Here is a 22,642-nt window from a genome sequence, read left to right on the forward strand (position 1 = left end):
CTTTTATTAAAGCTGCCTTTAAATCGATGTGGATAATGAGTATTGACAGTTTCGTTCATATCAGGAGGCTCACCGCCCGCCCCGCGGAAAGCGAGTGCCTGGAGCGGAAAGAAACGGACAACGTTTTAAATATCACTAAATTTCAGGGTGATAACCCGTATCCATTCACGGAAGTCAACCGATCGTCTACCCATATAAAAAAGTTTAAAAAAATTTATTGCAAAAGAGTTTTAAACAAAGTATACTATTTTTCGTGAACTTCTTATTAGCAAATGAATACTGATTTAGCTACTTAAAGGGTTAGGACCTCTTCGGACTAACTTTCCCCCGTGGTAGTTAAGATTTTGCCAAAGGACACGTTCATTTTGACGAAAAAAATTATGTCAAAGGGGGAAACACGAAAATGGAAACAATGGGTCGTCATGTAATCTCAGAATTATGGGGTTGCGATTTTGAAAAATTAAACGATGTAGTAGGAATTGAAAAAACATTCGTAGATGCTGCGCTAAAGTCAGGTGCAGAGGTACGTGAGGTAGCTTTCCATAAATTTGCTCCTCAAGGTGTGAGTGGAGTTGTGATCATTTCAGAATCACATCTGACTATTCACAGTTTTCCTGAACATGGTTATGCCAGTATTGATGTATATACTTGCGGTGATTTAGATCCTAACATCGCTGCTGAATATATTGCAGATGCTCTTGGTGCTGACACACGTGAAACAATTGAATTGCCACGTGGTATGGGTCCGGTACAAGTGAAGAAGTCTCAGGCTCAAGCCCTTTAATCGAAGATAACTCAGAAGAGATGCGTATTAGATGCATCTCTTTTTTTATGCATTTGTACAGGAATTGATTTTGAATTTTCATTCCTGTGGTTTTCGTGTAAAATAAGGGTAAATAAAGGGAGGAACTTTAAATGAGCGGAATACGTACTTTTTTTAAACGGTTTCAATCAGAATGTGAGACATCTGATCAGCACGAAGATAAAGACCTGAAATCACGGTATTATAAATCCATGCATCAAGGTGCATTTAATGCAGTATTAGAGTTGTTTTCATCCTCTGAGTATGAGGTGATTTCCCAGTCTAAGGACAGAGGTGAAATTACGGTCCGTAAAAATGGTACTCCCCAATTGTTTATTGTCGCAACGATCATCACAGTAAGGCCTTTTGAAACGGCAGTCGATTTCAAGATCAGTGCAGATAAAGGGAAGATCTTTGGTACATATACGGTCTTAAAAGCACAGATTAACCATTATTATCAAAAGCTTGACGGCGAACTGACAAAAGTGAAATAACGGTAAATCCTTTATAAGCTTGTGTAAGTCGCAGCTTTTTAATATGATGAAAGTAATAGTATGTAATAACGGAGCTGATATTATGAAGTGCCCGTCTTGCCAGCATAATGGTACACGAGTAGTGGACTCCCGTCCGGCTGATGAAGGACGTTCAATCAGAAGAAGAAGAGAATGTGAAGAATGTAATTTCCGCTTCACGACCTTCGAGAAGGTAGAGGAGCTTCCTTTAATTGTGGTGAAAAAAGAAGGGGTAAGAGAAGAGTTTAGTCGAGAGAAGATTTTGAGAGGGTTGATCAAGGCCTGCGAGAAGCGCCCGGTACCTCTTGAGAGATTAGAAAAGATCTCAACGGACATTGAAAAGGAACTCCGTAATCAAGGTGCTTCTGAAGTAGAATCCGTTAAGATTGGTGAGATGGTCATGGATCAGCTTGCTAAGGTAGATGAAGTTGCATACGTACGCTTTGCATCTGTGTATAGACAATTCAAGGATATTAATGTATTTATAGACGAACTGAAAGAATTAATAAAAAAAGAGTAGAAGAATGAGCTGAAGATGTAATTCTTTAGCTCTTTTCTCTTTATTTTTTTGAAAGGTAGAATCCAACTATGATGAAGAAGCATTGGAATGAAATACAACCAATCGATCACTACACGGTAGGGACAAATGGGATTCTTCAGGAATACGATCGGAAAATCATCACGTTTCTGTACCAGCCTTTAATTGGTTCGGTTTGTTACAGTCTTTATATGAGTTTGTGGGGAGAAGTAGAGGAAAACAGGCTATGGTCAACAGATTCTACTCATTATCACCTGATGAACGTTCTGTCTGTCAATCTTCAGGAAGTATATGAAGCGAGAATGAAGCTTGAAGGGATAGGGTTGTTAAAGGCATACGAAAAAAGGGACAACGAGGATCGTAGCTTTCTTTATGAACTGCAGCCTCCTCTTACACCTCAGGAATTCTTTCATGATGGTATGTTGAATGTGTATCTTTATCGTAAAATAGGCAGAACTCATTATTTGCGTTTAAAGAAATTCTTTACTGACGAATCGGTAGATAAACAGCAACATGTAAACATCACACGATCCTTTCAAGACGTTTTCACATCGGAACATATTAATTTTCTCCACCACGATGCAAATATGGATTCCGAGACAAAGTCTGGTGAACAATATATGAAATATGGGAAGAATGGTGGTCTTCCACTGGATGATGTCGATTTTGATTTTCAGTTACTACTTGCAGGGTTATCTGAATTAATGGTTCCCCGAAAAGCCTTTACAACAAATGTAAAGGAAACGGTTCTGAAGCTGAGCTATTTGTACGGTATTGACCCTCTTCAAATGAAAAATATCGTCTTAAGCTCCCTGGATGCAGATGATACCATCGATATAGAGTTGCTGCGCAAAACCGCACGTGATTGGTATGGGGTTCAGACAGGTGATCAACTGCCGGATTTGACTGCGAGAATAGAGTCTAAAGCGTCTGTAAAATCGGATAAACCCCGTACGAAAGAAGAAGAGCTCATTGAATATCTGGAAACAACGTCGCCCAAGGATGTTCTATCTGACATATCGAATGGAGGAGCTCCTTCTAAGTCAGACCTTCAGGCGGTTGAAGAGGTGCTCATGTCACAGAAATTGCCGATTGGTGTCATGAATGTCCTGGTGCAATATGTTTTGCTGAAAACGGACATGAAGCTCACAAAAGGATATATGGAAAAAATCGCGTCCCATTGGTCGAGAAAAAAGGTGACGACTGCAAGTGAAGCCATGGAATTAGCCAAAAAAGAACACAAGCAGTATCTTGAGTGGGCTGAAGGGAAAAAGGAAAATAAAACGAATAGACGAAGAAAGCCGATTCGGACAGAAAAACTCCCGGAATGGTTCCAAGAAGGTGAAACCGAGAAAGAAAATGATTCTTCCCTTGATGGATATGATTTCGAAGCAGAAAAGAAGAAACTCGAAGAAGAGCTTAAAAATTTTCGGAAGTAGGTGAACGTAGCGGTGGAGAAAATAAATAACACCCTGAAAAGGTTGGCGGCTTCTGGTTCGTTTCAACAAAGATATGAACAAATGAAAAAAGAGATTCTTGAAAACAATGATGTGAAGGATTTTATTCGCAGGAATGAAGGCCGTGTAACAGGGGAAATGGTAAATGAGAGTCTGATGAAGTTATATGAATACATTTCGCAAAGCAAAGAATGCCGTTACTGTCCTTCTTTACAGGAGTGTAAGAATATGATGGAAGGTTATGACCCTCATTTGGTGATCAGAGGCAACACCATCGACATCGATTACCATCGCTGCCCTCGAAAGGTCATTCACGATGAAAGAACGAGCGCACAGCGTTTAATCAAAAGCCTGTATGTGCCGAAGGATATTTTACAAGCATCTTTCTCAACCCTTGATCTTGATTCGAAAAGCCGATTGGAGGCAGTCCGACTGGCAAAGAATTTCGTAGAGAACTATACAGAAGGCACAAAAATGAAAGGACTCTATTTTTATGGGAAGTTCGGAGTGGGTAAGTCCTATTTGTTAGGGGCGATGGCCAATGAACTCGCCGAGAAAAAAATCGCGTCCCTGATTGTCTACGTTCCTGAGTTCTTTAGAGAAATCAAGCAATCGCTGGGAGATAACTCGGTAAATGAAAAACTGGAAATGGTCAAAGCTGCACCGATCCTCATGCTCGATGACATCGGCGCAGAAACCATGTCAAGCTGGGGGAGAGATGAGATCCTCGGGACGATCCTGCAGTACAGAATGCTTGAAAACCTCCCGACGTTCTTCACCTCCAACTTCAACTTCAACGAACTCACCCATCATTTGACATACAGTCAAAGAGGAGAAGAAGAAAAGCTGAAGGCTGCAAGGATCATGGAGCGGATTAAATACCTGTCCCAGCCTGTGTTGATTGATGGAAGGAATAGAAGAGAATAGAATTAAGTAAAAGAAGAGAAGGTCATTCGCTTAGCGTTTGAACTTCTCTTTTTCATTAATGAATTTTTGGTGAAATAGATTCATTTATTTATTTCCTAAGCATTGTTCCAATAAGGGTTTATTGTATTGGGTGAATGATAACGAATTCTGAGATGTTTAAAAATAACAATGTTGATTGGAGCGGAAGGGGGCTCGACTCCTGCGGGAATAGCGGGAAAGTTGAGACCCCACAGGGCAAAGCCCGAGGAGGCTCAACTCACGCCCCGCGGAAAGCTAGCCCCCTGGAGCGGAAATCCCACTACTCGCCTTATTTACTATTAATAGATTCGAAAAGAGTCAATTAAATTCCCTCAACAACTTCTAAATGATACAAGCCTCCCATATATATAAATCAGGGATTTGGGTTTAAGGAGGCGAGAAAGTTTGATTGAATTTATTTTCAAGCAAAAAAATGATGCGTTAAAGCTTCAAGCACACCTCAATAAAGAGTTCGTACAATCATGGTTTCATGAAACGCTCTTTCAACATACAACTCACTATAATCTGACGATAGAGGTTTCCCCCTTCTTCAAGGAAAAAGAGAAGCTGTTCAACGGGGTTTCCCACTTTGTCTTAAATGATAAATGCATGGACTGGTCCGAATCAGCCCTGAAGGAAAATTACTTCTATGAAGATGTGGATGAAATCAATCAAATATTAGAGATTGTATCAGAGATGAGACTGGGGGAACGACCTGAATTGATGGAGCTGATCGGTGAATGGGACGAGGCCGAATACGTTCATGACAGCCTGGAGCTTTTGTTGGAAGGAAAGGCCCCCATATCGTTCGACTCCTTCAGCAAGTTCAGGCTGAAGAAGCTTCAGGAGAGACTGCTCCTCATGCTGGATCTTGCGATAGATGAATATAAGATGGAGCAGGAATATCAAATGTTTGTCCATATGCTGCGGGAGTACCTGGCATCAAGGGAGCAGAAAATACGTACGATCCATCTGTGCTCCACGGGTTACGGCTATCGTTTCTTTGATGAAGACATGAAAGAGATGACAAGGCAGGAATTGACGAAGGCGATTGATAAACGCCTTCTGACGAATCACCCGTTATATGTTGATTCGTACACCATTGCTCCGTTGTTATCCCTTGCACCGGAGAAGATACTCGTGTACGGGAATCGTGACCATCAGTTGATCAGGACGCTACAGAATATTTTTGAAGAACGGATCGATCTTTTGCCGATGAGTTATTTTCCTGAAACACTTCTCTATCCTTCCTGGGATATCGCGAATGAATAGGCTGCTTATTTTATGGAATGCTCTTGCTTTTCAAAACATAACCGATTATAATACCTACATAATAAGTCAATAAATAAAGGTTATGATGAGGACAACAATATTCCTATTCCATTCACAGAGAGGGAAGTCTCCTGGCTGCAAGCTTCCTAATTCGGTAGTGATATTTACCACCTCGGAACTTCAATTATGAACTGAATCTTGACGGATTCACAGTAATGATTGACGGCTAAATGTCGTTATTCGTTTTCAATGAAGTCATTGTCTGTGTTTTGTGGACAATGAGAAGTTGGGTGGAACCACGAGTTTACTTATTAACCTCGTCCCTTCAAACGTGAAGGGGCGGGGTTTTTTATGTTTTATAGAGATTACTTAAGGAGTGAAATCACATGTCAGAAGTAGTGAAAATGCAGTTCCCTGATGGAAATGTCAAGGAATTTCCTAAAGGGACAACAACAGAAGAGATTGCTGCGTCCATCAGTCCGGGTCTTAAGAAGAAGGCGCTGGCTGGTAAAATAAATAATGCATTGATTGATTTACGCACAGGGATCCAGGAAGATGGAACGATTGAAATTGTTACGGCACCTTCAGAAGATGCTCTGGAAATCCTTCGTCACAGTACGGCCCATTTAATGGCACAGGCTATCAAACGCTTATATCCTGAAACAAAGCTTGGGATCGGTCCGGTCATTGAAGGCGGATTTTATTACGATATTGATTCCGAGCACACGTTCACTCCGGAAGATCTTCCACTGATCGAGAAAGAAATGAAAAAGATCACGGGAGAAAACCTGGAAGTGGTCCGTAAAGAAGTTAGCCGGGACGAAGCACAGAAAATGTATGAAGAAATCGGTGATGAGTACAAGCTTGAACTGCTTGAAGCCATTCCTGAAGGGGAACAGGTTTCGATTTACGAGCAGGGTGAATTCTTAGATCTATGCCGTGGAGTCCACATTCCGTCTACAAATAAAATTAAAGAATTCAAGCTGTTAAGCATCGCCGGGGCATACTGGCGCGGGAACAGTGATAATAAAATGCTTCAACGAATCTACGGAACAGCCTTCTTCAAGAAAGAAGACCTGGAAGAGCATCTGCGTCTTTTAGAAGAAGCAAAAGAGCGAGATCACCGTAAAATCGGTAAAGAATTGAATCTATTCATGAATTCACAAAAAGTGGGACAAGGCCTGCCGATGTGGCTGCCTAAAGGTGCCACGATCCGTCGTATCATCGAGCGTTATATCGTTGATAAAGAAGAGCGCTTAGGTTATGATCACGTATACACACCTGTCATGGGAAGCGTCGAGCTATACAAAACAAGCGGTCACTGGGATCATTACCAGGAGAATATGTTCCCGGTCATGGAGATGGATAATGAAGATCTTGTCCTTCGCCCGATGAACTGCCCTCATCATATGATGATTTACAAAAACGGCATTCACAGCTATCGTGAGCTTCCGATCCGTATCGCCGAACTTGGTCTGATGCACCGTTATGAATTGTCAGGTGCCTTATCAGGACTTCAACGTGTACGTGGAATGACTCTGAACGATGCTCATATCTTCGTACGTCCCGATCAAATCAAAGAAGAATTCAAGCGTGTCGTGCGCCTCGTTCAGGAAGTGTACAAAGACTTTGATCTCAATGACTATTCCTTCCGTCTGTCTTATCGTGATCCTGAGGATACTGAGAAGTACTTCGATGATGATGAGATGTGGAACCGTGCACAAGGGATGATCAAGGAAGCGATGGATGAACTGGACGTTGAGTACTTTGAAGCAGAAGGGGAAGCGGCATTCTATGGCCCTAAACTGGACGTTCAAGTGAAAACGGCACTTGGTAAGGAAGAAACTCTATCAACGGTTCAACTGGACTTCTTACTTCCGGAGCGCTTTGACTTAACATATGTAGGGGAAGACGGGAAGCAGCATCGCCCGGTAGTCATTCACCGTGGAGTCGTATCCACAATGGAACGCTTCGTGGCATTCCTGATCGAAGAATACAAAGGAGCATTCCCGACATGGCTCGCTCCAACGCAGGTTCAGGTGATCCCGGTTTCACCGGATGTTCACTTCGACTATGCGAAAGAAGTGAAAGAAAAGCTTCAGGCTGAAGGGCTGCGTGTGGACATCGATGACCGTAATGAAAAGATCGGTTACAAGATCCGAGAAGCACAGATGAGCAAGGTCCCTTACATGCTTGTAGTGGGAGACAACGAAATCAAGGAAACGGCTGTAAACGTCCGTAAATACGGAGAGCAAAAATCAGAAACGATTTCTCTTGATGAGTTCATCGGCCACATCACAAAAGAAGCGAAACGATAAATAAAGAAGAGGGACGGACCTTGCTCCAAGGTCCGTCCCTGCCGTATAAATTTCAAAAAAACTATTGCACTCTCCTTAGATGTCTGATATTATGAAATACGTTGTGATATTAAATGATTATTTGACAGCGGTATTGTCATGTGATATAGTATCTAAGGTGAATTGAATACAGTTTGGTACAAGAAGAAGCTACCCGCTTCTCACCTGAATAACGCGTTCGTGCTGTTTACAGGTATGTGATTGACTATTAAAGCCATTTATATATGCTTAATAATCAGGTGCGGGTGTTTCGACACTCGCATCTTTTTTTGTGTGTTACACGCAAAAAAGGAAGCGAGTGCGTCGGCCAAAGCCGTGTATTCTTTTAATAAACCTTGGAGGTGGCTAATTATTAGCAAAGACATGATCTTAAACGAAACGATTCGTGCCCGTGAAGTACGTCTTATCGATCAAAACGGTGAGCAACTTGGGATTAAATCCAAGAATGAAGCTCTTGAAATTGCTGAACGTGTAAACCTTGATCTTGTTCTTGTTGCTCCAAATGCTAAACCACCCGTTGCTCGTATCATGGACTACGGTAAGTTTAAGTTTGAACAACAGAAGAAAGAAAAAGAAGCGCGTAAGAATCAGAAGATCATCAATCTTAAAGAGGTTCGTTTAAGCCCGACGATTGATGAGCATGATTTCAATACTAAGCTTCGTAACGCTCGTAAGTTCCTTGAAAAAGGAGACAAAGTTAAAGCGTCAATCCGATTTAAAGGTCGTGCGATTACGCACAAAGAAATTGGTCAACGTGTTCTGGATCGCTTCAGTGATGAGTGTAAAGATGTAGCAACCGTTGAATCAAAACCGAAAATGGATGGTCGCAGTATGTTCTTGGTGCTTGCACCAGTTAACGAAAAATAAAGGACCCGAGGAGGAAAAGCACATGCCAAAAATGAAAACTCACCGCGGCTCAGCTAAGCGTTTCAAGAAAACAGGTTCTGGTAAACTTAAACGTTCACACGCTTACACAAGCCACTTATTCGCAAACAAATCTACTAAAGCAAAGCGTAAGCTACGTAAAGCGGCTGTTGTCTCTAAAGGAGATTTCAAACGCATTCGTCATATGCTTGACAACCTAAAATAAGAAGTAATAGAAACAGGAGGGAATTATTATGCCACGCGTAAAAGGCGGAACAGTAACACGCAGACGTCGTAAAAAAGTTCTTAAATTAGCCAAAGGTTATTTCGGTTCAAAACATACTTTATATAAAGTAGCAAACCAACAAGTCATGAAATCATACATGTATGCTTATCGTGACCGTCGCCAAAAGAAACGTGATTTCCGTAAATTATGGATCACACGTATCAATGCGGCTGCTCGTATGAATGGTCTTTCTTACAGCCGTTTAATGCACGGTTTAAAGCTTGCTGGTATCGAAGTTAACCGTAAAATGCTTGCTGAGCTTGCGATTGCTGACGAAAAAGCATTCAACCAATTAGCAGATGCTGCTAAAGCTCAACTTAACAAATAATTAACTGCTGACTAAGTTGGCAGACAAAAAGGACTGGCCTCTGGCCGGTCCTTTCTTATAGGCTTTATTCGAAAAGCTTGTTATTATTTATCATAGGGTCTGCTTAGGCTCTGTCCATCAGTGTGTGCTGGATGGTGGGGGGAACTGCTCCGCTTACAGCTAGCGTTCGGCCGAGGAGGCTCACCGCCAGCCCCGCGGAAAGCGAGCATCCTGTAGCGGAAATCAACTACTACTCTCTTCTTTAAGAAAGTAACAAACTTTACGAGAAGAACCTTCTTATATCAATCAATTCAGAAAGCAGGTAGAAAACATGGGTGCATTAACAGCTATCTTATATCTATATGCCATTGTCATCAATATCATCGGCTTTATCATCATGGGCAAGGATAAAAGAAAGGCGCAGCGAAATGAATATCGCATCAAGGAGAGTACTTTGTGGCAGGTGGCGATCCTCGGGGGCAGCATCGGCGCATATATGGGAATGAAGGTATACAGGCATAAAACGAAACATAAAGTATTCGCTTTCGGTTTTCCACTGCTTGTCATGCTTCATAGTCTGCTTTTTATCTGGCTGAATACTAAGTTGTAGAAATTGAAGTTTTCATTCTTTAACCCGTCTCCATTACATACTATATAGAGAGTGTCTATAACAGCTTAGAAAAGCAGAAGGAGGTCACCTTAGCCATGGACGAACGGTTAGTTGCTGCATTCGCCCTCATGGAAGCTAGCGGGTATTTGGCTCCTGTTCTGTTTGTTTTGTTTCATATTCTAAGGCAATTTCTGTTCATCCCTGTAGCCCTTGTATGTATGGCGGGAGGAGTGCTGTTCGGAAGTATATTCGGCACTCTGTATTCATTAATCGGATTAACGCTCTTATCTGTTACTTTTTATTTCGTCATAAAGAGTTTTACATCATTCTATGAAAAGCTCCTGAGATTGAAGGAAAAATGGTTTGGAAGAAATGCTACCCTCACAACCGGTCAAATTGCCATTCTGCGGTTAATTCCTTTTGTCCATTATCAGCTTTTGAACCTTTGTTTACTTGAACGTAAGAAAAAGCTTAAACCTTTCATCCGGGCCTCTGTTATTTCTAATATTCCCCTGGCGTTTTTTTACACGGTTTTCGGTCAATACATCAAACAATTTTCCCCTCCTATTCTCGTCATGATTTTCCTTGCACTCATCGTACTCTTTTACCTACTAAGAGAAAAAGTAAGAGTGATTGAATGGAGAGAGTTCTTTCCGGGTAAATAAAAAAAATGGCTGGTTAAGCCATTTTTTTATTGCTTTTTTTGAAGGAATTCATGGATCGGGCTTTTCCAATCCAGCTTTGCATTCGGGTATCTTTCTTTGATTTCATTGTGGAGGTATTGAAAATCCTCTTGAGTCAGTCCCTTTAAAGAAGAGATGTTCCTTGACCAAACAAAGATGGAAACCACCTCAAAGGATTTTTCTGTTGCTCCTAAATATTTTTCTCCTTCAAAAAGAACTCCTTTATACGTTATGTGAAAATTCTTACGTACATTTTCCTGATCATCGAGAAAGTAAAAACGTTTCTGCTCCTGGGCAAGTTCCAGTTTTCGCTTTGGGTCTATAATGTATTTCACACTGCGGTATAAAAGATAAAGAATAAGGAAAAAAATCACTAACCGAATTAACCAAAGCATTACCATTACCTCCCTAGGCATAAGTATTCTTCTATTATTTACGTTGAAAACAGAAAAAGGTTTCATTTTATTTAAAATTTCTTTGAAAATTTGTCATACTAAGAGAGAGCACTAGAAAAACAGGCATCATGAGGGGAGAAAACGTCATGAATATTGAAAAGTTATTGGACATGCAAGAGAAGCTGGATCAACATATTGAGCAAGAACACGGGTTGGAAAACGCAGATTTAATTGAAAAGAAGATCCTTGCCCTGCTTGTTGAAGTAGGGGAACTTGCCAATGAAACAAGAAGCTTTAAGTTTTGGAGCAAGAAATCATCATCATCGAAGGAAGTGATCCTTGAAGAATTTGTAGATGGAATCCATTTCATCCTGTCACTGGGACTGGAAATCGGCATCCAGCAATTTGATTTAGGGGAAACCAATTACGCAAATGAAGATGTGACCAAACAATTCCTGGAAGTGTTCAAATCGGCCAATCATTTCTCTGAAGAACGTTCGGTTGAGCATTTTCAACAATTGTTCAGGCACTATGTTTATTTGGGTGAGCTGTTAGGCTTCTCCCATGAAGAGGTGTTTGACGCTTATGTGAAGAAGAATGAAGTGAATTATAATCGTCAAAAAGAAGGATATTAATCCGGATCACCAGTGATAGTTTGAGAAGATTCAGGAAATTTTGATGAATCGGACAGATTTTAGTATAATGAGAGTGAATAAACATTTAGGGGGTCGAAACAGTGACAAAATTAGATGAAACATTGACCATGCTCAAGGATTTAACCGATGCAAAAGGTGTACCGGGAAATGAAAGAGAAGTACGAAACGTAATGAAGCGATACATAGAACCATTTGCAGATGAAATCACAACTGATAATCTCGGAAGCTTAATTGCTAAGAAAGTCGGCGATGAGAACGGACCTAAGATTATGGTGGCCGGGCATCTTGATGAAGTCGGCTTCATGATCACTCAAATCGACAGCAAAGGGTTCCTGCGTTTTCAAACAGTGGGAGGCTGGTGGTCACAAGTCATGCTTGCCCAGCGAGTGACGATCGTGACGAGTAAAGGGGAAGTAACGGGTGTGATCGGTTCCAAGCCACCGCATATCCTGCCTCCGGAAGCCCGTAAAAAGCCGGTTGATATTAAAGATATGTTTATCGATATCGGAGCTTCAAGCCGTGAAGAAGTACTGGAGTGGGGAGTGAAGCCTGGGGATATGGTTGTCCCTCATTTCGAATTCACGGTGATGAACAATGAGAAAATGCTTCTTGCGAAAGCTTGGGATAACCGCATAGGATGCGCGATTGCCATTGATGTACTGAAAAACCTTAAAGGTCAAGAGCATCCAAACGTGGTATATGGTGTAGGAACGGTGCAGGAAGAAGTTGGCCTGCGTGGAGCAAGAACGTCAGCAGCCAAGATCCAGCCTGATATTGGCTTTGGTGTAGATGTCGGAATTGCAGGGGATACACCTGGCGTTTCTGACAAGGAAGCATCAAGTAAGATGGGTGAAGGCCCGCAAATCATCCTGTATGACGCGTCCATGGTTTCTCACAAAGGACTTCGTGACTTTGTAACAGATACAGCGGATGAACATAACATCCCGTATCAATTCGATTCGATTGCCGGTGGTGGAACGGATTCAGGTGCGATTCATTTAACAGCGAATGGAGTCCCTGCTTTATCCATTACCATTGCAACCCGCTATATTCATTCCCATGCAGCAATGTTGCATCGTGATGATTATGAGAATGCGGTTAAACTGATTACAGAAGTAATCAAGAAGTTAGATAAAGATACAGTGGCAAAGATTACATTTGATTGATTGCAAGGAAAGAGACCCTATCGGATTTAGGGTCTCTTTTTCATGAAATAGTGGAGCTGGCATTAAAAAGTCATTTGATAAGATAAAGACATGTCGGCACCGATCGTTTTTTTAATAATGCGAATGGCACTCTCATTGTCTTCATCTGTTTCTGAAGCCATGCAATCCTTCGGTATCGATATTTCATACTCCCTCATATAGGCATCATTAGCGGTGTAGAGCACGCAGATATCGCCTGCGATTCCTGTCAATATCAAGTTTTTTACATCCAGCTGGTGAAGCAGGATATCAAGTTGAGTCCCGAAAAAGCATGAATGCTTCGGTTTGATGATAAAATAGTCATCTGTATCAGGGTGGAGTCTTTCGATTACGGTTTCTCCTTTTTTCTTTTTGCAATGGTCGATAATGTCATTCATATTGTCCTGCCATAGACCGTAGTTATCATTCACATAAATGACCGGAATGCCGGATTCCTTCGCTTTCGTCTTCAAGTCACGGATATTATCTACAATCTTCAAAGTGTTTTCATATAAATTCTCTCCACCTTGAAAATCAAAAGTATTAATCATATCGATGATCAGTAATGCGCTATTCTTCTGACTCATACATTCGCTCCCCTTCCGTTAGTAGTTGTATGTTTTCATTACCACTGAAAGAGTAATACTAAAACAAAACTGGAGAAAATTTTAAATGGGGAAGGAAAAAACAAGGGCAACCCCTGGAAAGGGTCGCCCATGTCCTTACTGTGTTTGTTGCTGTTGCAATGATTCCTCTAATGTTTCGAGGACCATTTTTTGTTCCTGTGGATCTGCGTTTTGCCAGAAGACTTCAAGGAGTACACCCAGTCCGGGAAGGGTTTTTTCTTCTCCGCCTTGGATTGCATCGACGATGGTGTCTCTCAGTTCGTCCTGGTTGTTGCCAGATACGTTGTGTATGATTGCTTTTCGTAAGTTAAGGTTCATCACACATTTCTCCTTTTTGCTAGGATGAGGAATTCATTGTTATCTTGTCTCAAATTGAATTTATTATGTAGGAAAGTTAAGGTATAATGAGACCTTGAATAGTAAGTAAAAGGAGCGGATACGATTGAAGTATATTCAATCCTCTAAAAATCCTGTTGTGAAGCAGTGGAAGAAGTTATTGACCAAAAAGGAACGGGATCTTACCCGTACATACATAATTGAAGGCTTCCACCTCGTGGAAGAAGCATTGAAGCAGGAGGATACGGTCCTTGAACTGATCCAAGTGGAAGGAATCGATCTTCCTCAGAAATGGACGGTGGACTCGATTTCTATGACCATGGTGTCGGATGAAGTCGGAAAAGCCTTGTCCGATACAGAGACATCGCAAGGGATTTTTGCTATTTGTAAGCAAAAAGAAGATGAGCATGAAATTGAACAAGCGGCAACATTCATGCTTCTTGATGGCCTTCAGGATCCCGGGAATATTGGAACCATCATCCGGACGGCCGATGCAGCTGGGATTGATATGATCGTGTTAGGAAAGGGGACGGTGGACCCATATAACCCTAAGGTTTTGCGGTCTGCACAAGGAGCTCACTTCCACATACCGATTATCAGAAGGGACCTTGCTGAAACCATTCCAGAGTTGAAAGAAAGGAACATCCCGGTGTATGGAACGGCACTTGAAAATGGTGTGGAGTATACAACGATTAAGCCCCAATCTTCTTATGCACTGATAGTGGGTAACGAAGGAAATGGCATGTCGAACGAACTCTTGACTGAAACCGATCAGAATCTCTATATTCCCATTTATGGGAAAAGTGAATCGTTAAATGTAGCGATCGCTGCGGGGGTTTTATTATACTATTTTAAAAATGGGCAGTGAATTTCTTGAAAAGGTTTGAAATTTGCCTGGAAATTCACTATAATAATGCACATATAACTTAAAAGACGTTGAAAGAGGAAAGTAGCACATGACCTTCTTTAAGGGAGAGAATGCCCTGGACTGAAAGCATTCTTAGGAACGCATGATGTGAAGATTTCACCTCTCGAGTTGGCATCGGGACCATTCATATGATGAATGTAAAGATGCTCCGGCAAAGCCGTTATCCGAATGAAGTGAGTATGTCTGCCAAGTTTTTTTGCGAAAGCAAAATAACCATGGATATGCTTATAAGGGTGGTACCGCGATATAAACCTCGTCCCTTTTTGGGATGGGGTTTTTTTATTTGTTTTTAAACCAATCCAGTACGATCATTCGGAGGATATACATTAAAGGAGGAAGTATAAATGGAGGACAAATTACGATCCCTTCAACAAGAAGCAATCGAAAAAGTGAACGAGGCACAGGACTTAAAAGAACTGAACAATATCCGTGTAGCTTATCTGGGTAAAAAAGGACCCGTAACCGAAGCCTTAAAAGGAATGGGGAAACTTTCAGCGGAAGAACGTCCTAAAATGGGAGCCCTTGCGAATGAAGTTCGTGGAGCCATTACAGAAACCATTGAAGCGAAGCAGGCAGTTCTTGAAAAAGAAGCGGTTGAAAAGAAACTTCAATCTGAAACGATCGATGTTACGTTACCGGGTCGCCCTGTTAAAAAGGGAAATCATCATCCGCTCACGATGATTGTGGAAGAAATTGAAGATTTATTTATCGGAATGGGTTATACCGTTGCTGAAGGACCGGAAGTGGAAAAGGATTATTATAATTTTGAAGCACTGAACCTTCCCAAGGGACACCCGGCCCGTGATATGCAGGATTCCTTCTATATTACGGAAGAAACCCTGCTGCGTACTCATACTTCTCCGGTTCAGGCAAGAACGATGGAACTGGCCAAAGGCAAAGGACCAATTAAAATCATTTGTCCAGGGAAAGTGTATCGTCGTGATACAGATGACGCAACACACTCTCATCAATTCACTCAAATCGAGGGACTCGTCATTGATGAAGACATCCGCATGAGTGACCTGAAAGGAACGCTTAATGTGTTTGCCAAGAAAATGTTCGGAGAAGACCGCGAAATCCGCTTGCGCCCAAGCTTTTTCCCGTTCACAGAGCCTTCAGTCGAAATGGATATCTCATGTAAAATCTGTGGTGGGAAAGGCTGTCGTGTATGTAAAGGAACTGGATGGATCGAAATTCTTGGAGCAGGAATGGTTCACCCGAACGTACTCGAAATGGCAGGGTTTGATTCAAAGAAATACACAGGCTTCGCATTCGGAATGGGACCTGAACGTATTGCCATGCTGAAATACGGAATCGATGATATCCGTCATTTCTATACAAACGACACGCGCTTTGTCACTCAGTTCGGAACAGAAGAGTAAAAGAAAATCGGTAGGAGGTACTAACACATGTTTGTTTCATATAAATGGTTAGAAAATTATGTAGACTTATCAGGTGTCACACCTGAAGAGTTAGCAGAGAAGATTACAAGAAGCGGGATTGAAGTTGAAGGTGTTGAACGGATCGGGGAAGAAATCAAAAATGTGGTCGTCGGTCATGTTTTACAATGTGAGCCACATCCAGATGCGGATAAACTAAATAAATGCTTAGTGGGTGTAGGAGAAGAAGAACCCGTTCAAATCATTTGCGGAGCACCAAACGTGGCAAAGGGTCAAAAAGTGGCTGTCGCAAAGGTTGGAGCGGTCCTGCCGGGTAACTTCAAAATCAAGAAAGCCAAGCTTCGCGGTGAAGTATCCCACGGAATGATTTGTTCCCTGCAAGAGCTTGGCGTAGAAGGAAAGCTTGTACCGAAAGAACATGCAGAGGGAATTTATGTGTTCTCGGATGATGCTGAAGTAGGCAGAGATGCAGTGGAATTATTGAATCTTGATGATGCGATCCTTGAATTGGGCTTGACGCCTAATCGTTCTGATTGCTTAAGCATGCTGGGAGTGGCGTATGAAGTAGCAGCCATTTTGGATCGTGAAGTGAAGCTACCCCAAACGCAGTTATCCGAAGGCAGTGAAAAAGCGTCGGATTATGTATCGGTAAAAGTGGAGGCGAAAGAAGATAACCCTCTATACGGTGCTAAAATCATTAAAGATGTAAAAATCGGTCCATCTCCATTATGGATGCAAAATGCGTTGATCTCAGCCGGGATCCGACCACATAATAACGTAGTCGATATTACGAACTATGTATTATTGGAATATGGTCAGCCTCTTCATGCGTTTGATTACGACCGCTTTGGTTCGAAGGAGATCCTTGTCCGTCATGCGACTGATGGGGAGACATTCGTCACACTTGATGATGCAGAGAGAACTTTATCAAGCAGCCAGCTTGTCATTACGAATGGTACGAAGCCGGTCGCTCTTGCAGGCGTGATGGGTGGAGCGGATTCCGAGGTCCAAAACGATACAACGACTGTCCTTCTTGAGGCGGCTTATTTCACCGGGGCGATTGTCAGAGGAGCCTCCAAAGATCACGGACTGCGTAGTGAAGCGAGCACACGATATGAAAAGGGAGTCGATCCTGATCGTGTCCTGAAAGCAGGAGAGAGAGCTGCACAACTGATGGCTGAATATGCACAGGGGGAAGTGCTTGAAGGAACGGTATTATTTAACGAACTTGAAGTTGAGCCTGTGAAAGTAGAGATTACGTTAGAAAAAATCAACTCTTCACTGGGAACATCCATCTCAGCTGACACAGTTTTAGATATCTTCCGCCGACTTCAATTTGATGTTGAAGTAAATGGAGAAACGTTTGTTGTAACCGCCCCTACAAGAAGAGGGGATATTACCATCCCTGAAGATTTACTTGAAGAAGTGGCACGTCTATTCGGTTATGACAACCTTCCGCTGACTCTTCCCAAGGGAGAATCAACACCTGGAGGACTATCAAATCATCAGTTGAAACGCCGTACGGTCCGCCGTTATTTAGAGGGAGCGGGACTCCTGCAAGGGATTACGTATTCTCTAACAAACGATAAGAAAGCAACACAATATGCACTGGACGTAAGAGAGCCTGTCCGCTTATTGATGCCAATGAGTGAAGAGCGCAGCAACCTGCGATTAAGCATCATTCCACAGCTTCTTGAAGTGCTTTCGTACAATAAAGCACGTCAGAATGACTCACTTGCCTTTTATGAAGTGGGATCCGTTTTCTTACAGGAACCAGGAGAAGAGCTGCCAAAAGAAGAGGAGCATATTGCAGGTGCTATGACGGGCCTTTGGCATCTTCATCCTTGGCAGGGAGAAAAGAAGTCTGCTGACTTCTACGTAGCGAAAGGTATCCTTGAAGGTCTGTTCGAAGAAATCGGCGTTTCTGAAGCCATTTCTTACCGCCAGGCAGTGGTAGATGGCATGCATCCGGGAAGAACCGCTGAAATCCTATTGGACAATGAAGTCATCGGTTTTGTAGGAGCGATCCATCCTGAAGCGGAAAAAGATTTGGACCTGAACGAAACCTATGTGTTCGAACTGAAGGCATCACCAATCTTCCATTATGAAAAGCCGGCATTGAGTTACACGCCAATCCCGCGTCATCCATCGATTACAAGGGATATCGCCCTGGTAGTCGATACAGAAGTGAAAGCGGGAGAATTGGAATCCATCATTAAAGACGCTGGAGGCAAGCTTCTGAAAGAAGTATCAGTCTTCGATCTTTATGAGGGGGAACATATGGAAGCAGGCAAGAAATCCCTTGCGTTCTCGTTAAAATACTTCGATCCGGCTAAGACATTAACGGACGAAGAAGTGGTTAAAGTACATGATAATGTGCTGCAAACAGTGAAGGAAAAAGCTGGAGCAGAGTTGAGAGGGTAATACATTCAAGTGAAAGGTGTCAGACAATGGTCTGGCGCCTTTTTGCTGTTTGGAGAGGGTTTTGCCTGTTGAAAAATGAACGGATTTTAACAGGAGAATATCCGGTGGATTTTAACAGGTGAATATTGCAGTGAATTCAGCAGGAGAATATCCATGGAATTTTAACAGGTGAATATTGCAGTAAATTCAGCAGTTAAAAATCATTCATAATTCAACTGTTGCATCCAAGATAACACTACCATCCAAAAGAAATCCCCACCGGCACAGCCGATGGGGATTTTATTTATTTCCTGGCTAACTTCATCGCCTTCTCACTATTGGCGAAATGCCATTTGGTCATAGACTTTAATTCTTCAATCCCTTTACGCTTAATGATCTTGGCTGCTGCAACGTCTACATGTTTACCGGCACCTTTAGGTATCTCGACACCGGCTTTTTCACTCAATTTGTCCATTTCCTTTAAGAAGGCATAACGTGCAATGATCGAGGCAGCGGCGACAGCAAGATGGATGCTTTCACCTTTTGTGCTGAAATACACGCGGTCCCGTTGGATTTTCTTTTGTGCAGAAATATGTTTGTAGTATGTATTCTTTTCGACAAACTGATCAATCAATATTCCTTCAGGCAGTTCCGGGGCCATTTTTTCCAACAGATTCAGGATCGCCTGATTGTGCAAGAGGGCCTTCATCTTTCCCTGTGTCATTCCTTTTGCTTGCATCGCATTGTATTTAGGGTTATGCAGAATGAGTAATGAATAAGGAATGGCGGCTATTAAATCCCTGGCTATTTTGATGATTTGAGGGTCGGATAAATTTTTAGAATCCTTTACTCCCAGTTCCTTCATAAGTGGAAGGTGCTCTCTCTTCACGTACGCACTTACCACCGTGATCGGCCCGAAGAAGTCGCCTGTGCCCACTTCATCTGATCCGATGACAGACCAGTCGGCGAAGTTTTCAGGCAATGTCGTCGTACCCTTGGAAGGTGATTTTACCTTTGGAGGCTCAACTTTGCCCCACTGACTTGATTCTCCTTCTCCGTTTGATCCCTGAAACAATACTTTCCCCGATTTATAGGCAGTGATCGTACAGCCGGATGGCTTTGCTACAAAAACGGCACCCGGAGGCAGTTTGTCCGTTAATACGTTTTTGTAGTGGCCTTTCATCTTCTCGATGGTTTCTTTGTTTGCTTGAATGACGGTATTAGCCAAGTTTCTCTCTCCTTATGACAAAATTCTTGTATTTAATAAAAAATGTGAGTCAATATGACAAATCCCTTCCAAAATTTAAAGATTTCGTGGTATGATTATGTTTAGGATTCTTATGAATGGGGGGCTTTCAGGTTGTCTGAAGAACAAAAAAATCGCACCACTGTAGACATATATGGTCAACAATATACGATTGTTGGGACTGAATCAACAAGTCAAATCCGATTTGTTTGTTCTAAAGTGGATGACAAGATGAGAGAAATAAACTCCATGAATCCATCTCTCGACACAAGCAGGCTCGCCGTCCTGACAGCGGTGAATGCCGTAAATGATTATCTCAAACTACAAGAAAAGTTTGAAGAGCTGGAACGAGAAATCAAACGTTTAAAGGATTGAAAAAAAGATGCTGGATTTAGCTTTGTTAATTATCCTGGTGATAGGATTTTTAATAGGTTTAAAACGTGGATTCATTTTGCAGGTAGTCCACATATTCGGATTTATTGTTTCTTTTATTGTAGCATACATATATTATGATCAGCTTGCACCGAAGTTAACATTATGGATTCCTTATCCTGTATTGGACGAGCAATCCACATTGAATATGATTTTTGAATCGACCAATTTAGATCAGGCTTATTATCGTGTGATTGCATTTGCAATGATTTTCTTCGCGGTCCGGATCATTCTGCAAATCATTGGATCGATGCTCGATTTTGTCGCACATCTTCCGTTATTAAAGCAGTTAAATGTTCTTGGCGGAGGGGTATTAGGCTTTATTGAAGCATATTTAATGATCTTCATTCTATTATTCATTGCCGTATTATTGCCGATCGAGTCGGTTCAAACATTCATTAATAACTCATTTATTGCGCAAGCGATGGTTAAACATACTCCTGTTTTCTCTGATATGGTGAAATCTTGGTGGATTGAATATGTAGCCTAAAAGAAGGGGCTGACTATAAGTATGCAATTCAAATTCGTTAGGGATGCCTTAGCGGATTTGTTCATCTTATAAGTCAGTCTTTTTTCTTTTTTTATCAATTTTGCTACTATATAGATGGGATCGTTTTGCTTTTGCAAGTGACGAGGAGTCATAAAGGACCCTGATCGTTAATTCTAAGTTAGTAGGTGAATCTCTTGAATAAAAAAGATATTATAAAATTATTAGAGCAAATTGCGATATATATGGAATTGAAAGGCGAAAATTCATTTAAAATCTCTGCCTACCGAAAAGCGGCAGCGGCACTTGAAAATGATGACCGGAGCTTACAGGAAATCAGTGACTTCACGAAGCTGAGTGGAATCGGCAAAGGAACGGCAGGAGTGATCGAGGAATACATAAACGAAGGCACATCTTCTGTCCTTGAAGAGTTAAAGGAAGAAGTTCCAAAGGGATTGATTCCCCTCCTTCAATTACCTGGTTTGGGCGGAAAGAAAATCGCGAAGCTTTATAGTGAACTTGGGGTGGAAAATATAGAAGACCTGGAGGAAGCGTGTAAAGCAAATAAAGTACAAGGATTAGCAGGCTTCGGTAAGAAGACGGAAGAGAAGATCCTGGCATCCATCGACCAGGTTGGCAAGAGACCTGACCGTCTGCCGATCGCTTTTATGAACGGGATCGCTGAGGAGATTGAAGGTTTTCTCCTCGGCATGGACAGCATCCAAACCTTTTCAAGAGCGGGAAGCTTAAGGAGAATGAGAGAAACCATCAAGGACCTTGATTTCATTCTGGCAACAGAGTATCCCCAAGAAGTGAAGGAAGGTCTGTTGAAACTGCCCAATATCGTAGAAACCATTGCAGCAGGAGATACAAAAGTTTCGTTGACTCTTTCGTATCATTGGGATGTCAGCATCGATTTCCGAATCGTAAAGCCTGAAGAATTTGCTACTGCCCTTCACCATTTTACCGGATCAAAGGATCATAATGTCCGTATGCGAAAGCTGGCCAAAGAACGCGGGGAAAAGATCAGTGAATATGGCGTGGAGAATAGTGAAACCGGTGAGATACAGACATTTAAAACCGAAGAAGAATTTTATCACCATTTTGATTTGCCCTTGATCCCACCAGAGCTGCGGGAAGATGGGAAAGAAGTGGAAGAGTTCCATGAAGATTATTCCCTTATCAGAGGAGAAGATATAAAAGGGGATCTTCATATGCACACCACCTGGTCGGATGGTGCATTTTCGATTGAAGAAATGGTAGAAGCCTGCCGTGCCAAAGGATATCAATATATGGCCATCACAGATCACTCCCAGTACTTACGTGTGGCCAACGGGCTGACAGCAGAACGATTACTTAAGCAAATCGATGAAATTAAAGAAATCAACAAGAAGTATGATGATATAGAAGTCCTTTCAGGAATCGAGATGGATATACTCCCCGATGGTACATTGGACTATGAGGATGACATTCTTGAAAAAGTGGACCTTGTGATTGCCTCGATTCATTCGAGTTTTTCACAACCCCAGGAAAAGATCATGGAAAGGCTGACTACTGCCCTGAAGAGTGCCCATGTGGATATCATCGCTCATCCAACAGGGAGAATCATTGGCCGAAGAGAAGGCTATGACGTAGATATGGATCTCCTTATCCAGCTGGCGAAAGAAACCGGTACGGCATTGGAGCTTAATGCAAATCCGAACCGTCTGGATCTGTCGGCAGAAAATATCCGAAAAGCCCAGGAACAGAATGTAAAGCTTGTCATCAACACAGATGCACACAGTATCGATCACCTGGAATTCATGAAAGTCGGAATCGGAACAGCTCGAAAAGGCTGGATCAAGAAAGATACTGTCATCAATACATGGGATAAAAAAGAGTTAATCAAATTTATTAAGCGAAACTGATAAAAGGTG

24 protein-coding genes and 2 other annotated features are annotated in these 22,642 nt (G+C 42.0%); of the genes, 20 read left to right on the forward strand and 4 right to left on the reverse strand.

The genetic code is table 11. The features are described 5' to 3' along the window. The first annotated feature begins 403 nt into the window (after positions 1-403). From speD to ACQKFO_RS00060, 12 genes are all read left to right on the forward strand, one after another. Positions 404-784, forward strand: coding sequence for an adenosylmethionine decarboxylase (speD, locus tag ACQKFO_RS00005; RefSeq protein WP_034756998.1), 381 nt, complete (start codon positions 404-406; stop codon positions 782-784). Positions 785-915: 131 nt separating this feature from the next. Next, positions 916-1,296 (forward strand): cytosolic protein, encoded by a 381-nt coding sequence (locus ACQKFO_RS00010; RefSeq protein WP_427596344.1) that lies wholly within the window; start codon positions 916-918, stop codon positions 1,294-1,296. A gap of 82 nt (positions 1,297-1,378) precedes the next feature. Next, a complete protein-coding gene (gene nrdR / locus ACQKFO_RS00015) occupies positions 1,379-1,834 on the forward strand; it encodes a transcriptional regulator NrdR (RefSeq protein WP_148969889.1) in 456 nt (151 codons plus the stop codon). A gap of 68 nt (positions 1,835-1,902) precedes the next feature. Next, the gene (locus ACQKFO_RS00020) at positions 1,903-3,291 is read left to right on the forward strand and encodes a replication initiation and membrane attachment family protein (protein ID WP_427596345.1); all 1,389 of its coding nucleotides are present in this window, start codon (positions 1,903-1,905) and stop codon (positions 3,289-3,291) included. Between the two features lie 12 nt (positions 3,292-3,303). Beyond that, positions 3,304-4,236, forward strand: a complete 933-nt coding sequence (gene dnaI / locus ACQKFO_RS00025; protein ID WP_148995911.1) for a primosomal protein DnaI — start codon at positions 3,304-3,306, stop codon at positions 4,234-4,236. Positions 4,237-4,659: 423 nt separating this feature from the next. Next, on the forward strand, positions 4,660-5,526 hold the full coding sequence (locus ACQKFO_RS00030; protein WP_427596346.1) for a putative sporulation protein YtxC: 867 nt from the start codon (positions 4,660-4,662) through the stop codon (positions 5,524-5,526). 73 nt (positions 5,527-5,599) lie between these two features. Beyond that, positions 5,600-5,854, forward strand: a binding site (T-box leader). Between the two features lie 58 nt (positions 5,855-5,912). After that, complete coding sequence (gene thrS, locus ACQKFO_RS00035; RefSeq protein ID WP_427596347.1) at positions 5,913-7,844, forward strand: threonine--tRNA ligase; 1,932 nt, start codon at positions 5,913-5,915, stop codon at positions 7,842-7,844. Positions 7,845-8,018: 174 nt separating this feature from the next. Beyond that, positions 8,019-8,158, forward strand: a sequence feature (ribosomal protein L20 leader region). Positions 8,159-8,246: 88 nt separating this feature from the next. Further along, positions 8,247-8,750, forward strand: a complete 504-nt coding sequence (gene infC, locus ACQKFO_RS00040; protein WP_034757009.1) for a translation initiation factor IF-3 — start codon at positions 8,247-8,249, stop codon at positions 8,748-8,750. Positions 8,751-8,772: 22 nt separating this feature from the next. Next, positions 8,773-8,973, forward strand: a complete 201-nt coding sequence (rpmI, locus tag ACQKFO_RS00045) for a 50S ribosomal protein L35 (RefSeq protein ID WP_032087387.1) — start codon at positions 8,773-8,775, stop codon at positions 8,971-8,973. A 28-nt stretch (positions 8,974-9,001) separates the two neighbouring features. After that, complete coding sequence (gene rplT / locus ACQKFO_RS00050; RefSeq protein WP_113969573.1) at positions 9,002-9,361, forward strand: 50S ribosomal protein L20; 360 nt, start codon at positions 9,002-9,004, stop codon at positions 9,359-9,361. Positions 9,362-9,671: 310 nt separating this feature from the next. Further along, positions 9,672-9,950: a DUF1294 domain-containing protein gene (locus tag ACQKFO_RS00055; protein WP_427596348.1), complete on the forward strand. Its 279-nt coding sequence runs from the start codon at positions 9,672-9,674 to the stop codon at positions 9,948-9,950. 95 nt (positions 9,951-10,045) lie between these two features. Next, entirely contained in the window at positions 10,046-10,615 is a 570-nt protein-coding gene (locus tag ACQKFO_RS00060; protein WP_427596349.1) for a TVP38/TMEM64 family protein, read from the forward strand. Between the two features lie 26 nt (positions 10,616-10,641). Here ACQKFO_RS00060 and ACQKFO_RS00065 read toward each other — a convergent pair whose 3' ends face one another. Continuing rightward, entirely contained in the window at positions 10,642-11,028 is a 387-nt protein-coding gene (locus tag ACQKFO_RS00065; RefSeq protein WP_427596350.1) for a sigma-w pathway protein ysdB, read from the reverse strand. A 146-nt stretch (positions 11,029-11,174) separates the two neighbouring features. Here ACQKFO_RS00065 and ACQKFO_RS00070 point away from each other — a divergent pair, with 146 nt between their 5' ends. Then, positions 11,175-11,663, forward strand: coding sequence for a dUTP diphosphatase (locus ACQKFO_RS00070; RefSeq protein ID WP_282138737.1), 489 nt, complete (start codon positions 11,175-11,177; stop codon positions 11,661-11,663). A gap of 101 nt (positions 11,664-11,764) precedes the next feature. Then, on the forward strand, positions 11,765-12,850 hold the full coding sequence (locus ACQKFO_RS00075; RefSeq protein WP_427596351.1) for a M42 family metallopeptidase: 1,086 nt from the start codon (positions 11,765-11,767) through the stop codon (positions 12,848-12,850). Positions 12,851-12,912: 62 nt separating this feature from the next. Here ACQKFO_RS00075 and ACQKFO_RS00080 read toward each other — a convergent pair whose 3' ends face one another. Next, positions 12,913-13,455: a cysteine hydrolase family protein gene (locus tag ACQKFO_RS00080; RefSeq protein WP_427596352.1), complete on the reverse strand. Its 543-nt coding sequence runs from the start codon at positions 13,453-13,455 to the stop codon at positions 12,913-12,915. Between the two features lie 135 nt (positions 13,456-13,590). Further along, complete coding sequence (gene sspI, locus ACQKFO_RS00085) at positions 13,591-13,812, reverse strand: small acid-soluble spore protein SspI (RefSeq protein ID WP_113969566.1); 222 nt, start codon at positions 13,810-13,812, stop codon at positions 13,591-13,593. Between the two features lie 124 nt (positions 13,813-13,936). Between sspI and ACQKFO_RS00090 the strand changes: the two genes are divergently transcribed. From ACQKFO_RS00090 to pheT, 3 genes are all read left to right on the forward strand, one after another. After that, complete coding sequence (locus ACQKFO_RS00090) at positions 13,937-14,698, forward strand: TrmH family RNA methyltransferase (RefSeq protein ID WP_427596353.1); 762 nt, start codon at positions 13,937-13,939, stop codon at positions 14,696-14,698. 404 nt (positions 14,699-15,102) lie between these two features. Next, positions 15,103-16,140, forward strand: coding sequence for a phenylalanine--tRNA ligase subunit alpha (gene pheS, locus ACQKFO_RS00095; protein WP_148969878.1), 1,038 nt, complete (start codon positions 15,103-15,105; stop codon positions 16,138-16,140). A gap of 27 nt (positions 16,141-16,167) precedes the next feature. After that, entirely contained in the window at positions 16,168-18,582 is a 2,415-nt protein-coding gene (gene pheT / locus ACQKFO_RS00100) for a phenylalanine--tRNA ligase subunit beta (protein WP_427596354.1), read from the forward strand. A gap of 283 nt (positions 18,583-18,865) precedes the next feature. On the opposite strand, the gene rnhC is transcribed toward pheT, so the two are convergent. After that, positions 18,866-19,789: a ribonuclease HIII gene (rnhC, locus tag ACQKFO_RS00105; RefSeq protein ID WP_427596355.1), complete on the reverse strand. Its 924-nt coding sequence runs from the start codon at positions 19,787-19,789 to the stop codon at positions 18,866-18,868. 132 nt (positions 19,790-19,921) lie between these two features. Here rnhC and zapA point away from each other — a divergent pair, with 132 nt between their 5' ends. The 3 genes from zapA to polX all read left to right on the forward strand — a co-directional run bounded on the left by zapA (position 19,922) and on the right by polX (position 22,633). Then, positions 19,922-20,182, forward strand: coding sequence for a cell division protein ZapA (zapA, locus tag ACQKFO_RS00110; protein ID WP_201716634.1), 261 nt, complete (start codon positions 19,922-19,924; stop codon positions 20,180-20,182). 7 nt (positions 20,183-20,189) lie between these two features. Next, positions 20,190-20,729, forward strand: a complete 540-nt coding sequence (locus ACQKFO_RS00115; RefSeq protein WP_427596356.1) for a CvpA family protein — start codon at positions 20,190-20,192, stop codon at positions 20,727-20,729. Between the two features lie 194 nt (positions 20,730-20,923). Next, the gene (polX, locus tag ACQKFO_RS00120) at positions 20,924-22,633 is read left to right on the forward strand and encodes a DNA polymerase/3'-5' exonuclease PolX (protein ID WP_427596357.1); all 1,710 of its coding nucleotides are present in this window, start codon (positions 20,924-20,926) and stop codon (positions 22,631-22,633) included. The last annotated feature ends 9 nt before the right edge of the window (positions 22,634-22,642 follow it).

Source organism: Rossellomorea sp. NPDC071047 (assembly GCF_050270195.1).
Taxonomy (GTDB): domain Bacteria; phylum Bacillota; class Bacilli; order Bacillales; family Bacillaceae_B; genus Rossellomorea.

Bases quoted from the DNA above. Each gene is read 5' to 3' on its own strand.
- pheS (WP_148969878.1), top strand. From the start codon at position 15,103: ATGGAGGACAAATTACGATCCCTTCAACAAGAAGCAATCGAAAAAGTG.
- ACQKFO_RS00010 (WP_427596344.1), top strand. From the start codon at position 916: ATGAGCGGAATACGTACTTTTTTTAAACGGTTTCAATCAGAATGTGAG.
- nrdR (WP_148969889.1), top strand. From the start codon at position 1,379: ATGAAGTGCCCGTCTTGCCAGCATAATGGTACACGAGTAGTGGACTCC.
- infC (WP_034757009.1), top strand. From the start codon at position 8,247: ATGATCTTAAACGAAACGATTCGTGCCCGTGAAGTACGTCTTATCGAT.
- pheT (WP_427596354.1), top strand. From the start codon at position 16,168: ATGTTTGTTTCATATAAATGGTTAGAAAATTATGTAGACTTATCAGGT.
- ACQKFO_RS00060 (WP_427596349.1), top strand. From the start codon at position 10,046: ATGGACGAACGGTTAGTTGCTGCATTCGCCCTCATGGAAGCTAGCGGG.
- thrS (WP_427596347.1), top strand. From the start codon at position 5,913: ATGTCAGAAGTAGTGAAAATGCAGTTCCCTGATGGAAATGTCAAGGAA.
- speD (WP_034756998.1), top strand. From the start codon at position 404: ATGGAAACAATGGGTCGTCATGTAATCTCAGAATTATGGGGTTGCGAT.
- rpmI (WP_032087387.1), top strand. From the start codon at position 8,773: ATGCCAAAAATGAAAACTCACCGCGGCTCAGCTAAGCGTTTCAAGAAA.
- ACQKFO_RS00065 (WP_427596350.1), bottom strand. From the start codon at position 11,028: ATGCTTTGGTTAATTCGGTTAGTGATTTTTTTCCTTATTCTTTATCTT.
- ACQKFO_RS00055 (WP_427596348.1), top strand. From the start codon at position 9,672: ATGGGTGCATTAACAGCTATCTTATATCTATATGCCATTGTCATCAAT.
- ACQKFO_RS00115 (WP_427596356.1), top strand. From the start codon at position 20,190: ATGCTGGATTTAGCTTTGTTAATTATCCTGGTGATAGGATTTTTAATA.
- ACQKFO_RS00080 (WP_427596352.1), bottom strand. From the start codon at position 13,455: ATGAGTCAGAAGAATAGCGCATTACTGATCATCGATATGATTAATACT.
- ACQKFO_RS00020 (WP_427596345.1), top strand. From the start codon at position 1,903: ATGATGAAGAAGCATTGGAATGAAATACAACCAATCGATCACTACACG.
- rplT (WP_113969573.1), top strand. From the start codon at position 9,002: ATGCCACGCGTAAAAGGCGGAACAGTAACACGCAGACGTCGTAAAAAA.
- sspI (WP_113969566.1), bottom strand. From the start codon at position 13,812: ATGAACCTTAACTTACGAAAAGCAATCATACACAACGTATCTGGCAAC.
- ACQKFO_RS00070 (WP_282138737.1), top strand. From the start codon at position 11,175: ATGAATATTGAAAAGTTATTGGACATGCAAGAGAAGCTGGATCAACAT.